The organism is Shewanella sp. A22 (assembly GCF_053850585.1).
The window spans coordinates 40,363-54,985 of sequence record NZ_JBSQBN010000002.1 but is presented as its reverse complement, the minus strand read 5'-3'; the positions used below and the strand labels follow the sequence as shown (position 1 = coordinate 54,985).

The following is a 14,623-nucleotide window of genomic DNA, read 5'->3' as shown; positions in this document are numbered from 1 at the left end:
AAAAAGACCGCTTCTGCGGTCTTTTTTTATAGTGTCATTGATTATTCCTGAACATCAATGTCACTTTTTTGTTTTAGATTGACATCGTGTTGATCATCTATATTTTGTTGATTAGCGGCATTATCGTCATCCATTGCCTGCTTTAATCGCTCTTCATACAACATAAACAATTTAATAAAATCGTTACTAAAACGCTCACCTGCTGATTCTTTCAACCAAAAGTCATATAAGCGCTTTGATGCTTCTTTCTCAACGCGCTTATAAGTTGCCTTACGTCTTAACACATATTCTTCAGAGTGACCTAAAAGCTGTAACGACGACAAACTGAGCTCAAGAGCCGAGTGATGCGTTTCCGACTCAACCACATCTGCACCAGCAGCTTTTAATAAATGTCCATGTCCACGGTCAAATGCTCTAGCCACAATACTAAGTTTTGGGTAAGTATGATGTAAGTATTTAACCAACTCGACGCTACTTTCTCTATTATCGATGGCCACCACAAAAAGCGAGGCTTCTTCAATGCCTGCTGTTTTTAATAGATCTGGACGAGTCGCATCACCATAATAAGCTTTAGTATTTATTCGCCTGATAGTATCAACCTGAGACACCTGATAATCGAGCACAACTGTTTTAATATTATTTGATACAAGCACCCGGTTAACTACTTGGCCAAAGCGGCCAATACCCGCAATAATTACCGTTCCTTTATCATCTATATTATCTTGTTCACGTTGATTGGTTTGCACTTGAAAACGTGGGTAAATCACCTTATCAAATAAAATAAATAACCCTGGAGTTAAAAACATCGATAGTGCCACCACTATCGATAATGTCTGGGCTAAGTCCGTTGGAATAACATAATGTTGAACACTAAAACTCAACAAGACAAAACCAAACTCTCCCGCTTGAGCAAGACACAAGGCAAACAACCAGCGATCGCTTCCTTTAATACCAAAAATTAATGCTAATAAATACAGTAAAAACGCTTTAATCAACATCACACTTAAGGTGATTAACATGATTTCGCCAAAATCGGCAAACAACACTGAAAAGTCAATACCAGCACCGACAGTGATAAAAAACAACCCTAATAATAAGCCTTTAAACGGACCAATATTAGCTTCCAGCTCGTGCTTAAATTCACTGTTAGCAAGCACCACGCCGGCTAAAAAAGTCCCTAATGCAGGTGATATGCCCACTAAACTCATTAATGCTGCAATGCCAATGACTAACATTAACGCAGCGGCGGTGGATATTTCTCGAGCCCCAGATTCGGCAACAATTTTAAATAGCGGGCGGCTTAAATAATGCCCCCCTAACACCACGACAGCAATCGCTAATACCAGCACAATGGCATAAGCCCATCCCGGCAATGAGGCCACGAGACTTAATTGCTCGTGCTGTTCGCTCATGTTACTGAGGGCTATTTGGGCTTGCTCAACCAATTCAGGTAAAGCTAATAAAGGAATAAACGCCAACATCGGAATAACGGCAATGTCTTGAAACAACAATACCGAAAATGCATTCTTACCTGCATGGGTTTTATTGAGGCGTTTTTCAGATAAGGTTTGCAACACAATAGCGGTAGACGACAATGAAAAAATCAATCCAATCGTTAAGGCTATACTTAGTTGATACCCTGCATAAATAGCACAGGCCATCACAGCGACAACCGACCCGACAACTTGTAAGCCACCAAGTCCCAATAGCCGATTACGCATAGCCCAAAGCATTTTGGGTTCAAGCTCTAAACCGACCAGAAACAGCATCATCACCACACCAAATTCGGCAAAATGTTGGATGGTATTCGTTTCACTCCCCACTAAACCAACAATAGGGCCGATGACGACACCCGCAATCAAATACCCTAATACAGAACCTAAGCCCAATTTATTGGCTAACGGAACAGCAATAACTGCTGCCGTTAAATAGATAAAGGCTTGTAGAAAATATTCGGTCATTTATTTATTCCAGACGATAAAATGTCATACCTATTCAAAGTCTAACATCACGACTTTACTACACACACAAAATTAACATCAACAGATTACTGATAATTACACGGGATTTTTGATATCAATAAAATGATGTTCAATATTATATTTTTCGGCTAAATGTTCGCCTAATGCTTGAATGCCAAATAGCTCAGTAGCATGATGTCCCGCAGCAAAATAATGAAGCCCTTGCTCAATAGCACTATGAAATGTCCGTTCTGACACTTCACCACTTATAAACGCATCAACCCCCATTTGTGCAGCATGATCGATGTAATCTTGTGCGCCACCAGTACACCATGCCAGGGTTGAGATCATTTTAGTTTCATCACCTATATGCAACGGTTGACGGGTTAACACGGTGTTGAGTAAATGACTAAACTCAGCGACTGTTAAAGGGTGCTCTAAATGACCATGCCATAACAAATCTTGTGGTACCGCCTCATAGACCCTTGGACTGATAATGCCTAATTGTTGAGCCAATTGAGCATTATTTCCCACACCATGATGGGCATCTAACGGTAAATGATAGCCAAATAAACTCATATCGTTATCCATTAACGCTTTGATTCGACGATATTTCATGCCAGTGATAACTTCAGATTCATTTTTCCAAAAAAAACCATGATGGACTAAGATTGCGTCGGCATTAAGGGCTATTGCAGCATCAATTAATGCCTGACAAGCCGTCACCCCCGTCACAATAGTGCGAATGTTAGCCTTTCCTTCAACTTGCAAGCCGTTTGGAGCATAGTCTTTAAATGCATTAACATTTAAAAAAGTATCAAGATAGAAGGCCAATTCTTGACGTGAGACAGTTGACGACGCTTGATGATTTTTAGACATAATAACCCTACATAATGAGCTAACTCAGCTTATTCAATAAAAAAGCTTATCAATAAATACCATTTCTTTATTCTTACAGTGAAAGCTGAGGCTGTGATGCGAAACTTGAGTTTTAGTTTACCGTAATATGATTAGTCTCGTGAAGCATATCCAATCTAAAATAAAATTTAACATATCAGGTTGATTGGCTTACGCAGCTAGGCATTAAATAAACACAGGGGATTAATATACAAATTGAAAAAGTTCACGCCATCTATGTAGTTCATTTATTGTGCATTATTGTCGTAATGAGCCGATAAACCACCAATTAATGACACTTATTGGCGGATAATCGCATAATTTTAGTCTGAATTGGACTTTTGGTGCCATAACACTCTAAAATTAATCACAACCTTAATTTAACATGATCACCAATAGGTTATGAACTATGACAACATTGACTAAAGAAGAGGTCATCAGCCAACTACAAAAGGCACTTGAGCAACAGTCTGGTAGCTCTGTCGCTATTGAGCAATCAGGAAGCTGGTACAAAATTGACGGCGCTAAATCTGTACGCTTTAGCGAACTTGAATCTATGCATGCTGAACTACTGGCATCATCGGAAAAAAGTGCACCTGCAGCCGTAAAACCTTCAGCAGCAATAGCTGCAAAGCCTGCATTGAAAAAACAATCAAAACTAAAAGAACACCCTACATCTGGTGGATTAACACCTAAACAGTTGTGGCGTCAAAAGCTCGAAAACACAACGGGCAAGCAAACATTGCCAAGAGGATTCTAAGGTCAGCCAATAAAACAACAGGAGTCTGGGTCGGCTCCTGCTGTTTCAGTCCATATTACATCGCAAGATCCACTCTGACATAACCCGTTAAGTAAACGACTCGAACGTCATCCCCAACCGCAAAGTTCATACCTGGGTCAACATCTTGAATCACCATAATTTGAGTACCGTCTTCTTGTTTAATCATCAGTTCAATCAACTTGTTTTGAAGATAATATTCTGAATGACCATGTTGGCTACCAATACCACCGCCAATCAACGCCCCTAATACCGTCGCCACATTTTGGCCTGAACCACCACCGAACTGATGCCCAATCACACCACCAATCAATGCACCGCCAAATGTTTTCCAACCGCTGTGACTGTCTTCCACCAGCTGTTTTTCTGTCACATGCCTAACAGACTCAATATTGCCATAGAGTACTTTTTCAACTGGCACAGCTTGATTACGCTCGTAAGCAGCCAAAACGGGTCCACAAAACACACAAAATGTTAGCAATACTGCAAAAATGCTCTTTCCACTTACAGTTATGATGTTAAACATCGCTATTTTCCGCTAAGTTAACGATAAGGTATACCAATTAATATACTCAATTGTGAATACACTGTCTTATTTAAATCAGTCTATCGGCTTTCCGCCGCCAGAACATGCACTAACCGAACCTAATGGTCTTTTAGCCATTGGCGGTGACCTGCAACCCGCCCGCTTATTACAGGCTTATTACCAAGGTATTTTTCCATGGTTTAACACCAACGACCCCATTTTATGGTGGTCACCTGATCCTCGCGCTGTATTTATGCCAACACATCACTTTGGCAGTAAAAGCTTAGTCAAGTTCCTTAAGAAATCCTCGTGGCGATTTACTATCAATCATGCTTTTCTAGATGTGGTCGCAGGTTGTGCTCAGCCTCGTGGTACACAAGATGGCACATGGATTACAGCCGAAATTCAAATGGCGTATTACGAACTTCATCTACAAGGACATGCGCATTCTCTCGAAGTCTGGGATGGAGAACAGTTAGTCGGTGGGCTTTATGGTATCCCTGTAGGCAGTGTTTTTTGTGGCGAGTCTATGTTCCATCGCCAAACTAATGCATCAAAAGCAGCATTTGCTATACTCAATCAACACTTGTCAAAACATCATTTTCAATTAATTGATGCCCAAGTAATGAATCCACACTTGGCTAGTCTTGGCGCAAAAGCGTTACCAAGACGTGAATTTTTGTCAATACTTCACCGAAATCGAGACCAACAAATTTCAGCATCAATGTGGCATAAACAAGAGGTGTTAATTGAATTCTAAATCTGTCAATGTCGGAATAAGCCAACCTTTTGATTGTAACTATATTGAAGGAAATAAAGAGCAACTTTTGGTTATCCAAGAACCGCAATTAGACGCTGCTCTGTTTGAACAACTGCTTGCGATGGGGTTTCGTCGTAATGGAAATGCAATCTATAAACCCCGCTGTCCCAGTTGCCAAGCTTGCCAATCTATTCGCTTAAACATTAATGACTTTGTGGTATCAAAACGTCAAAAACGCACCTTGAAAAATAACCAAGATCTTCATTGGAAAATTAATCGTACAGCTCGACCAGAGCATTACTCCTTGTACGAAAGATACATTAATGAGCGTCATAGTGATGGTCCTATGTACCCTGCTTCTCAAAGCCAATATGATGATTTTTTATTGTCAGATTGGTTACCCCCCATGTTTGTAGAGGTGTTTGATAAAGAGCAGCTGATTGGTGTTGCTGTCACCGACGAAATGGCACACAGTTTTTCCGCTATATACAGTTATTTTGATCCCGACTACGCCGAGCGTTCATTAGGCTCATTAATGATTTTGATTCAATGCCAATTGGCTAAGTCGATGGGTAAACGTTATTTGTATCTAGGCTATCAAATTGATCAAAATCGAAAAATGAGATACAAACGTCAATATCGACCATATCAAATTTTAACAGCACAAGGTTGGCAAATTGGTGAAGAAGTTCAACCTCTTTCTTGTTAACACTCTTTACAGTTAAGCGATTTTGGGGCATGATACGCCCGATTTTTCATATTTGAAGGCTAATGGGATAACTATTAATGGCGAAAGAAGACAACATTGAAATGCAGGGCACTATCCTTGAGACCTTGCCAAACACAATGTTCCGCGTAGAGCTTGAAAATGGACATGTGGTGATAGCCCACATCTCTGGCAAAATGCGCAAAAATTACATCCGTATTTTAACGGGTGACAAAGTCACGGTTCAGCTGACTCCTTATGACTTATCAAAAGGTCGTATCGTCTTCCGCGCACGTTAATCGCTAGCCTTAACAAGTTAGAAGCCGACTCCCTGTCGGTTTTTTTTGTTATGTAACAAACGGCATAAATAATGTGTATTCAACGCAAAGTACCGCGCATTAAACAACATGAATGTTCAACGTAATAGGTCCCGAGCATTCAACTATAATGACTATAGTGCTAGTTTTAATTCGTATTGCAGTAGCACCTCTTACGCTCCACTATTATTTTGTGTTGATTTACAAATGGGTGACCCATTTTATAAATCAATGTCGATTAAATTGAACAGCGAGAAATGCTCTGAGTTGATAACTTATTTTGCCATTTAATATTAGGCGCAATTAACACATAAAAAAAAGATGACCCATAGGTCATCTTTTTTAATTTTAAAATGGAATGCTTAAGACACTTTTTCTAGTGACTCACAATCAATATGAATCTCACCCTCTTTAACATCAATATGCGCAATACCGCCCCTTTCAAGTACACCAAATAGGACTTCATCTGCTAACGGACGTTTAATTAATTCAGTCACAACACGTGACATTGGACGTGCGCCCATTGACTTGTCATAACCTTTCTCAGCCAGTAAGGTCCGAGCCTCATCACTGACATCCAACGTGACATGTTTATCATCCAGTTGTGCCTGTAATTCAACTAAGAACTTATCAACCACTTTAGCAATAACGGTCATATCCAAATGATTAAACCAAACAATTGAATCTAATCGATTACGGAATTCAGGTGAAAAGACTTTGTTAATCTCAGCTAACGCATCTTGAGTGTGATCTTGCTGTCTAAAACCAATCGATTTACGAATTGTTTCTTGTACGCCTGCATTGGTTGTCATCACCAAAGTAACATTTCTAAAGTCAGCTTTACGACCATTATTGTCGGTCAATGTACCGTGATCCATCACTTGCAGTAACAAGTTAAATACATCTGGGTGCGCCTTTTCGATTTCATCAAGTAGCACCACACAATGTGGATTTTTAATCACCGCATCAGTGAGCAAGCCACCTTGGTCATAACCTACATAGCCTGGAGGGGCACCGATTAAACGCGAAACGGTGTGACGCTCCATATACTCAGACATATCAAAGCGAATGAGTTTGAGATTGAGACAGTTGGCCAATTGATTGGTAACTTCGGTTTTACCTACCCCAGTTGGGCCAGCAAACATAAAGCTACCAACAGGTTTCTTTTCTGAACCTAACCCACTGCGCGATAAACGTATAGCAGCACTGAGGCTCTCTATAGCCTTGTCCTGCCCAAAAACTACCATCTTGAGGTTGCGTTCAAGGTTACGCAACATATCCTTGTCAGTCGACGATACCGACTTCTCAGGGATACGAGCTAACTTAGCGATAATAGCTTCAATTTCGGCTTGTCCAATGGTTTTCTTGCGTTTACTTTGCGGCATCATCACCATTCGCGCGCCCGCTTCATCAATCACATCAATCGCTTTGTCAGGTAAATGACGATCATTAATGTGTTTTGCCGAAAGGCTGGCTGCACTACTGATGGCTGCTTGGGTGTATCGAACACCATGGTATTCTTCGTATTTGGATTTCAGTCCCATCAAAATCTTAGTGGTTTCGGCTACTGAAGGCTCATTGATATCAATTTTTTGGAAACGACGCGCTAAAGCGCGGTCTTTCTCAAAAATGCTTTGATACTCTTGAAATGTGGTTGAGCCCATGCAACGTAACTTGCCACTGGACAGTAATGGTTTTAATAAATTAGATGCATCCATCACACCGCCTGAAGCAGCACCGGCACCGATAATGGTATGAATTTCGTCAATAAACAAAATGGCGTGCTCATCCGCAGCTAATTCTTTTAATAAGCTTTTAAAGCGTTTTTCAAAATCGCCACGGTATTTAGTACCCGCTAATAGTGAGCCTAAATCTAATGAATAAACGGTTGCATTAGCCATAACGTCTGGAACCTGCTTATTGACAATACGATAAGCTAATCCTTCAGCAATGGCCGTTTTACCCACTCCTGCTTCACCCACAAGTAATGGGTTATTCTTGCGACGACGGCAAAGCGTTTGAATTGCACGTTCAATTTCAGCATCTCGACCAATCAAGGGGTCAATCACGCCGTCTTGTGCTAATTGATTTAAATTAGCGGCAAATTGCGCCAACATGCTACGGTCTTCCGTATTTTCAGACTGATCTTCAATACGTTCCTGATCTTGTGCTTCACCGGATTCATCTTCTTTAGACATGCCATGAGAAATAAAATTAACCACATCTAAGCGAGTAATATCACAACGACGTAACAAATAAACCGCTTGCGATTCTTGCTCACTAAAAATAGCAACAAGCACATTGGCGCCCGAGACTTCGTTGCGACCTGATGATTGCACATGAAACACCGCGCGTTGCAAAACACGTTGAAACCCTAAAGTAGGCTGGGTTTCACGTTCTTCAGTTGATTCTGCAATGATGGGTGTAGTTTGTTGAATAAAATTAGCCACTTCTTCTCGTAAACGATTAACATCCGCCCCACAAGCAATTAATGCTTCATATGCAGAGGGATTATCAATCAGCGCTAATAATAAATGTTCTACCGTCATGTACTCATGACGTGAATCTCTAGCTTGCTGAAACGCTAGGTTCAAGGTGACTTCCAGATCTTTGTTCAGCATAAGCACCCCCTAAATTTAACCACAGACTGTGTAACCGATTTATGCTTTCTCTAACGTACACAGTAACGGATGTTGGTTTTCTCTTGCAAACTGATTTACTTGAAACACCTTTGTTTCTGCTATTCCAAATGGAAACACTCCGCACAATCCCTTCCCTTGGTTATGGATAGCTAACATAATATCTACAGCTTGCTGTTCATTTTTTTCAAAAAAACGTTGTAATACTTCTACCACAAAGTCCATCGGGGTGTAATCATCATTGTTTAGCACCACTTTATACATATGGGGTGGTTGCAGTTCAGATTCAACCTTTTCTTCAATATGTTCTACGCTACCTAATTTAGCCATGGTTTAATACTAGCCTCTAGTTTGGTTCCCGACCACTTGATATTATTAAATTAATTAAATGTTGTTTTTTTGTTAATTACTTCTTGACTTCTTTTCGTACAAATTTCATTCTGTTTATTAGGCGGCGAATACTAGACCGCTGGATAATAAGTTTTACTATCTTACTGGTAAGTAGACAACAGAAGGAAGTGGAAGTATGGCAAACGGAACTGTTAAATGGTTCAACAACGCCAAAGGATTCGGGTTTATTTGCCCTGATCAGGGTGGCGAAGATGTATTTGCGCACTATTCAACTATTGAAATGGAAGGTTATCGCACCTTAAAAGCAGGTCAACCTGTGTGTTTTGAAGTTGAACAAGGCCCTAAAGGAATGCATGCTTCAGCCATCTCACCAACAAAGTAATTGGTGAGACTATAAAACAAAAAGACAGGGATTTTAATCCCTGTCTTTTTTATTGACTAAAAAATGTTGCCACAAAGGTTTTATCTAGCGTCACATGGGAGAATATTTTTCTATATAATCAAATGTATCACCTTAAACCTGTAAAAAAATTAACCTACAACAAATTGGTTTAATGTTTCACTAGGTCGCATGGCATGTTCAGCTTTTACAACATCTAAACGATAATAACCGCCTAAATCGACAGCAGGACCTTGTGCGCCGTTCAACTCAGCAATAATAGCCGTTTCATTTTCCGCCAACGACTTAGCCAGTGGACTAAAGTGTGCAGCAAGCTCTGGATCAGCCGTTTGATCAGTTAACGCTTGTGCCCAATACATCGCTAAATAAAAATGGCTGCCGCGGTTATCAAGTTCACCTACACGACGAGAAGGTGACTTATTGCTATCAAGAAACTCACCAATAGCCACATCTAACGTATCTGCAAGCACTTGCGCTTTTAGGTTATTGGTTGTTTGACTTAAGTGTTCTAAAGACGCTGCAAGCGCTAAAAACTCACCGAGTGAATCCCAACGTAAATGGCCTTCTTTCTCGACTTGTTGCACGTGCTTAGGTGCTGAACCACCCGCACCAGTTTCAAATAAGCCGCCGCCATTCATTAACGGAACAATAGACAACATTTTTGCACTTGTTCCCAGTTCAAGAATTGGGAATAAATCGGTTAAGTAGTCACGTAATACGTTACCGGTTACCGATATTGTGTCTTCACCATTGATGGTACGTTCTAATGTGAAACGTGTAGCATCTTCTGGAGACATGATTTGAATGTCTAAACCTGTAGTATCTTGTTCTGCAAGATATTCTGTCACTTTTTTAATTAATTCAGCATCATGAGCACGCTTGCTGTCTAACCAGAATACTGCAGGCGTGTTGCTTAAGCGTGAACGCTTAACAGCAAGTTTTACCCAGTCGCGAATAGGTGCATCTTTTACCTGACACATACGATAAATGTCGCCAGCTTCAACCGTATGGCTCATTAATACATCGCCAGCTTGATTAATTACGTTAACCGTACCAGCAGATTGGATCTCAAAAGTTTTATCGTGGCTGCCATATTCTTCTGCCTTTTGAGCCATTAAACCTACGTTTGGTACGCTACCCATTGTCGTTGGATCAAAGGCTCCGTTCTTTTTACAAAAAGCGATTGTTTCTTGATAAACACCGGCATAACAACGATCTGGGATCATTGCTTTAGTGTCTTGTAATTGACCGTCTGGCCCCCACATTTTACCAGAAGAACGAATAGCGGCAGGCATAGAGGCATCAATAATAATGTCACTTGGTACGTGCAAGTTAGTAATGCCTTTATCTGAATCAACCATCGCGAGTGCTGGGCGAGCCGCATAAACAGCAGCAATGTCAGCTTCAATTTCACTGCGTTTTGCCTCTGGAAGTGTGGCAATTTTTGCATACACATCACCAAAACCGTTGTTTACATCTACGCCTAATTCAGCAAATAACGCCCCGTGCTTATCAAATACATCTTTAAAGAACACTTTAACTGCAAGACCAAATAATATTGGGTCAGACACTTTCATCATGGTGGCTTTAAGGTGTAAAGATAATAGAACATCTTCTGATTTTGCCGCTTCAATTTCACGGGCATAAAAATCTACCAATGCTTTTTTACTCATCACGGAAGAATCTATAACTTCCCCCGCTAAAAGCGCTAAACCACTTTTCAATACAACATCTTTGCCATCTTGTCGGCTTAACACAATATTGACTTTATCTGCAGCAGCTAATGTCACAGACAATTCACTGCCGTAGAAGTCACCTTCGTTCATGTGAGCAACATGAGACTTAGAGTCACTCGCCCACTTACCCATTGAATGCGGATTTTTCTTAGCGTAGTTTTTAACTGACGTAGGTGCGCGACGATCTGAGTTTCCTTCACGTAATACCGGGTTTACTGCACTACCTTTAATTTTGTCGTAGCGCGACTTTGTTTCAAGTTCAGCGTCATTTTTAGGCTCATCCGGATAATTAGGAATGTCATAACCTTTTGCTTGAAGCTCAGCAATACACGCTTTTAGCTGGGGAATCGATGCACTAATATTAGGTAATTTAATAATGTTGGCTTCTGGCTGATTTGCCAATTCGCCCAATTCGGTTAACGCATCAGCAATTTTTTGCTCTGCGGTTAATTTCTCAGGGAAATTAGCAATTACACGTCCTGACAAAGAAATATCACGGGTTTCGACTTTTACGCCTGCAGCGTTAGTGAATGTACGGATAATAGGTAATAAAGACAGCGTGGCCAGCGCCGGCGCTTCGTCGGTTTCTGTGTATATGATTGTTGGAGTCTTATCTTTCATTTTATTTCCTACATTATTGTAAATTAATAATTTATTAGAATAAGTTGTGTAAGCAAATAACGGGTTTTAATAAATAACACTCCTGCAAATAAACCTTAACTTGCAACCATGGCATACCATTTGATACACCAATAATGTGAAATCCCCTATCCCATTTATTATTATATTTTGTTCTAAACCTGTGAGAGTAAGGGGCAAAACCCGATATCCCAGAATGATAAATTAGGTACAGATCACAATTTTTAGGCGAACATCATAGATCATTCTTAACAATTTTCAAATTCCACTAAGGACGAATACGCAGTAAACTACCGTAAATTTATATTCGCTCACTTATCACTCACTCTTATTAGCAAAGGATGTTAACCATACCTTTTATGTCAAAAAACGGTAAATTCACTCCATTTAGAAAAACATCGACAAACAAAGCGGCCGTGTCAACAACATCAGCCAATCATGTCACTAAAAGTGCAGTTAATCGAAATAAGCTAACGACGCGGCCATCACAAAAGCCACGCGCAGAAAATCCGGTTATCGTGCTATTTAACAAACCGTTTGATGTGTTATGCCAATTTACCGATGAAGCTGGCCGGCAAACATTGAAAGACTTTATTCCAGTAGCCGATGTATATGCCGCAGGACGGTTAGACCGCGACAGTGAAGGCTTGTTATTACTGACTAATGACGGGCAATTACAAGCTCAAATAACTCAACCGAATAAAAAAACCTTTAAAACTTATTGGGTGCAAGTTGAAGGTGAGCCATCAACTGAAGCCATTGAGGCCCTTTCTAATGGTGTAATGTTAAAGGACGGAATGACCTTACCTGCAAAAGTCCGTGTAATGACATCCCCTGATATTTGGCCTAGAAATCCACCGGTGCGTGAACGGAAATTAATTCCAACAACTTGGCTTGAAGTTCAAATTTGCGAAGGTAGAAACCGTCAAGTGAGAAGAATGACGGCTCATGTTGGCCATCCAACCCTAAGATTAATCCGTTATAAAATAGGTCAATGGTGTCTAGATGATTTACCTAATGGCGAATATAAAGTGCTCAGTACTCGCAAATAATCATCAATAATTGGCTAAAGCAGGAGAAAAGGATGACCGAACGTTATAAACCTAATACCACTGTCGCTTGCGTTATCCACTGCCAAGGTAAATTCTTATTAGTGGAAGAATGTATTAATGGTGAAACCAAATTTAATCAACCCGCGGGGCATTTAGAGGCCAATGAATCACTTGTTGAAGCATGCGCACGAGAAATAGCCGAAGAGACAGGGCTTGAATTAACACCACAAGCCTTAGTGGGAATTTATCAATTTAGTGCATCCGCAGACTTAGCCTTTATACGCTATACATTTTGTATCGAACTGGCCACACAACAACATGCTACACCGCGCGATAATGTCATAATTGATACTCACTGGCTTAGTCTTACTGAAATTAACGCTATTGGTAACCAACTTCGCAGCCCACTAGTGTTAAAAAGTATTGAAGATTATTTACAGCAAATAGAAAAAAAGATCCCGTCACAGCACACCCCATTAACATTACTAAATGTTGATTACTTTTAATGGCTTGTCTTAGGCTATTTCTATGAGCCTCAAGATAGCCCATTAAGCGAATGCATGATAGAATACGCGCCGCACAAATATCATATTTATTCGGCATTATGTAAATTAATTTGTCTAATATGCGCACATAACATCTTTCAGGATTCCGACTAGCAAAAAACTAGCACAATGCCTTGAAACAATGGTGTTTCGGTACAATATACACATTATCTATCTTCAAGGTTTTTAGGATTTATGACATCAATCAACCCAACTTCAAACGGTAAAAAAGTCATTGTCGGCATGTCTGGCGGTGTAGATTCTTCAGTATCAGCCTACTTGTTAATGCAGCAAGGCTATCAGGTTGAAGGGCTGTTTATGAAGAACTGGGAAGAAGATGATACCGATGAATATTGCGCGGCGGCTGATGATTTAAAAGATGCACAATCAGTTTGCGACAAACTAGGCATTAAAATGCATACTGTCAACTTCGCTGCTGAATACTGGGATAACGTGTTCGAATACTTTTTAGCAGAATACAAAGCTGGCCGCACGCCTAATCCCGATATAATGTGTAATAAAGAAATTAAATTTAAAGCATTTCTTGAATTTGCTGACGACATTTTAGATGCTGATTATATTGCCATGGGTCACTACGTTCGTCGTCGTGACAATAGCGATGGTAGCGTAGAAATGCTCCGTGGCGTTGATGGTAATAAAGATCAGAGCTACTTTTTATATACCTTAAGCCACGAACAAGTGAGTCGCAGTTTATTCCCTGTGGGTGAACTAGAAAAACACCAAGTACGCGAAATAGCCCAAAAGCTGGGGCTCATTACTCACGACAAGAAAGACAGTACTGGTATCTGCTTTATTGGTGAACGTAAATTCACCGACTTTTTAGCGACTTATTTACCGGCACAACCAGGCGATATTGAAACCGCTGAAGGTGAAGTGATTGGTACTCACCAAGGGTTGATGTACCACACCCTAGGGCAACGTAAAGGCCTTGGCATTGGTGGACTGAAAAACAGTAATGAAGACCCATGGTATGTGGTCGAGAAAGATTTAATCCGCAATGTACTTATTGTTGCACAAGGGGGGAATCACCCTCGCCTGATGTCAACAGGTATGACGGTTAATCAATTGCATTGGGTTGATCGTAAAGGGCCAGCTAATAACAGTCACATCACCGTTAAAACGCGTTATCGTCAACATGATGTTGGATGTACACTTACCTATGATGACGCAGACAACATCACCGTGATGTTTGACCAACCCGTTGCAGCCGTCACCCCTGGCCAATCTGCGGTATTTTACGATAATGACATTTGTTTAGGTGGCGGCATAATCGATACCTTAATTCGAGGATAAAC

The 14,623-nt window shown here is 40.5% G+C and carries 14 protein-coding genes; 8 read left to right on the top strand and 6 right to left on the bottom strand.

From position 1 onward, the window contains the following. Nucleotides 1-41: 41 nt before the first annotated feature. On the bottom strand, nucleotides 42-1,961 hold the full coding sequence (locus ACWXWT_RS00870) for a monovalent cation:proton antiporter-2 (CPA2) family protein (RefSeq protein WP_456039733.1): 1,920 nt from the start codon (nucleotides 1,959-1,961) through the stop codon (nucleotides 42-44). A gap of 96 nt (nucleotides 1,962-2,057) precedes the next feature. Next, nucleotides 2,058-2,840: a Nif3-like dinuclear metal center hexameric protein gene (locus ACWXWT_RS00865; protein ID WP_456039732.1), complete on the bottom strand. Its 783-nt coding sequence runs from the start codon at nucleotides 2,838-2,840 to the stop codon at nucleotides 2,058-2,060. A 427-nt stretch (nucleotides 2,841-3,267) separates the two neighbouring features. Between ACWXWT_RS00865 and ACWXWT_RS00860 the strand changes: the two genes are divergently transcribed. After that, nucleotides 3,268-3,618, top strand: a complete 351-nt coding sequence (locus tag ACWXWT_RS00860; RefSeq protein ID WP_456039731.1) for a hypothetical protein — start codon at nucleotides 3,268-3,270, stop codon at nucleotides 3,616-3,618. A gap of 55 nt (nucleotides 3,619-3,673) precedes the next feature. Here ACWXWT_RS00860 and ACWXWT_RS00855 read toward each other — a convergent pair whose 3' ends face one another. Next, nucleotides 3,674-4,162: a glycine zipper 2TM domain-containing protein gene (locus ACWXWT_RS00855; RefSeq protein WP_456039730.1), complete on the bottom strand. Its 489-nt coding sequence runs from the start codon at nucleotides 4,160-4,162 to the stop codon at nucleotides 3,674-3,676. A gap of 52 nt (nucleotides 4,163-4,214) precedes the next feature. Between ACWXWT_RS00855 and aat the strand changes: the two genes are divergently transcribed. From aat to infA, 3 genes are all read left to right on the top strand, one after another. After that, nucleotides 4,215-4,922: a leucyl/phenylalanyl-tRNA--protein transferase gene (gene aat / locus ACWXWT_RS00850; protein WP_456039729.1), complete on the top strand. Its 708-nt coding sequence runs from the start codon at nucleotides 4,215-4,217 to the stop codon at nucleotides 4,920-4,922. Next, on the top strand, nucleotides 4,912-5,631 hold the full coding sequence (locus ACWXWT_RS00845; protein ID WP_456039728.1) for an arginyltransferase: 720 nt from the start codon (nucleotides 4,912-4,914) through the stop codon (nucleotides 5,629-5,631). Before aat ends, ACWXWT_RS00845 begins: the two co-directional genes overlap by 11 nt. A gap of 77 nt (nucleotides 5,632-5,708) precedes the next feature. Beyond that, nucleotides 5,709-5,927 carry a translation initiation factor IF-1 gene (infA, locus tag ACWXWT_RS00840; protein ID WP_011496276.1) on the top strand — a complete coding sequence of 73 codons (219 nt, stop codon included), beginning with the start codon at nucleotides 5,709-5,711 and terminating at the stop codon, nucleotides 5,925-5,927. Between the two features lie 380 nt (nucleotides 5,928-6,307). On the opposite strand, the gene clpA is transcribed toward infA, so the two are convergent. Beyond that, the gene (gene clpA, locus ACWXWT_RS00835; RefSeq protein ID WP_456039727.1) at nucleotides 6,308-8,566 is read right to left on the bottom strand and encodes an ATP-dependent Clp protease ATP-binding subunit ClpA; all 2,259 of its coding nucleotides are present in this window, start codon (nucleotides 8,564-8,566) and stop codon (nucleotides 6,308-6,310) included. Nucleotides 8,567-8,605: 39 nt separating this feature from the next. Next, complete coding sequence (gene clpS / locus ACWXWT_RS00830) at nucleotides 8,606-8,914, bottom strand: ATP-dependent Clp protease adapter ClpS (protein ID WP_456039726.1); 309 nt, start codon at nucleotides 8,912-8,914, stop codon at nucleotides 8,606-8,608. A gap of 196 nt (nucleotides 8,915-9,110) precedes the next feature. Here clpS and cspD point away from each other — a divergent pair, with 196 nt between their 5' ends. Beyond that, a complete protein-coding gene (cspD, locus tag ACWXWT_RS00825; RefSeq protein WP_456039725.1) occupies nucleotides 9,111-9,317 on the top strand; it encodes a cold shock domain-containing protein CspD in 207 nt (68 codons plus the stop codon). Between the two features lie 149 nt (nucleotides 9,318-9,466). On the opposite strand, the gene ACWXWT_RS00820 is transcribed toward cspD, so the two are convergent. After that, nucleotides 9,467-11,692 carry an NADP-dependent isocitrate dehydrogenase gene (locus ACWXWT_RS00820; RefSeq protein WP_456039724.1) on the bottom strand — a complete coding sequence of 742 codons (2,226 nt, stop codon included), beginning with the start codon at nucleotides 11,690-11,692 and terminating at the stop codon, nucleotides 9,467-9,469. Nucleotides 11,693-12,051: 359 nt separating this feature from the next. Between ACWXWT_RS00820 and ACWXWT_RS00815 the strand changes: the two genes are divergently transcribed. From ACWXWT_RS00815 to mnmA, 3 genes are all read left to right on the top strand, one after another. Continuing rightward, a complete protein-coding gene (locus ACWXWT_RS00815; RefSeq protein WP_456039723.1) occupies nucleotides 12,052-12,762 on the top strand; it encodes a pseudouridine synthase in 711 nt (236 codons plus the stop codon). A 32-nt stretch (nucleotides 12,763-12,794) separates the two neighbouring features. Then, nucleotides 12,795-13,268, top strand: a complete 474-nt coding sequence (locus ACWXWT_RS00810) for an NUDIX hydrolase (RefSeq protein WP_456039722.1) — start codon at nucleotides 12,795-12,797, stop codon at nucleotides 13,266-13,268. Between the two features lie 234 nt (nucleotides 13,269-13,502). After that, nucleotides 13,503-14,621 carry a tRNA 2-thiouridine(34) synthase MnmA gene (mnmA, locus tag ACWXWT_RS00805; RefSeq protein WP_456039721.1) on the top strand — a complete coding sequence of 373 codons (1,119 nt, stop codon included), beginning with the start codon at nucleotides 13,503-13,505 and terminating at the stop codon, nucleotides 14,619-14,621. Nucleotides 14,622-14,623 lie beyond the last annotated feature (2 nt).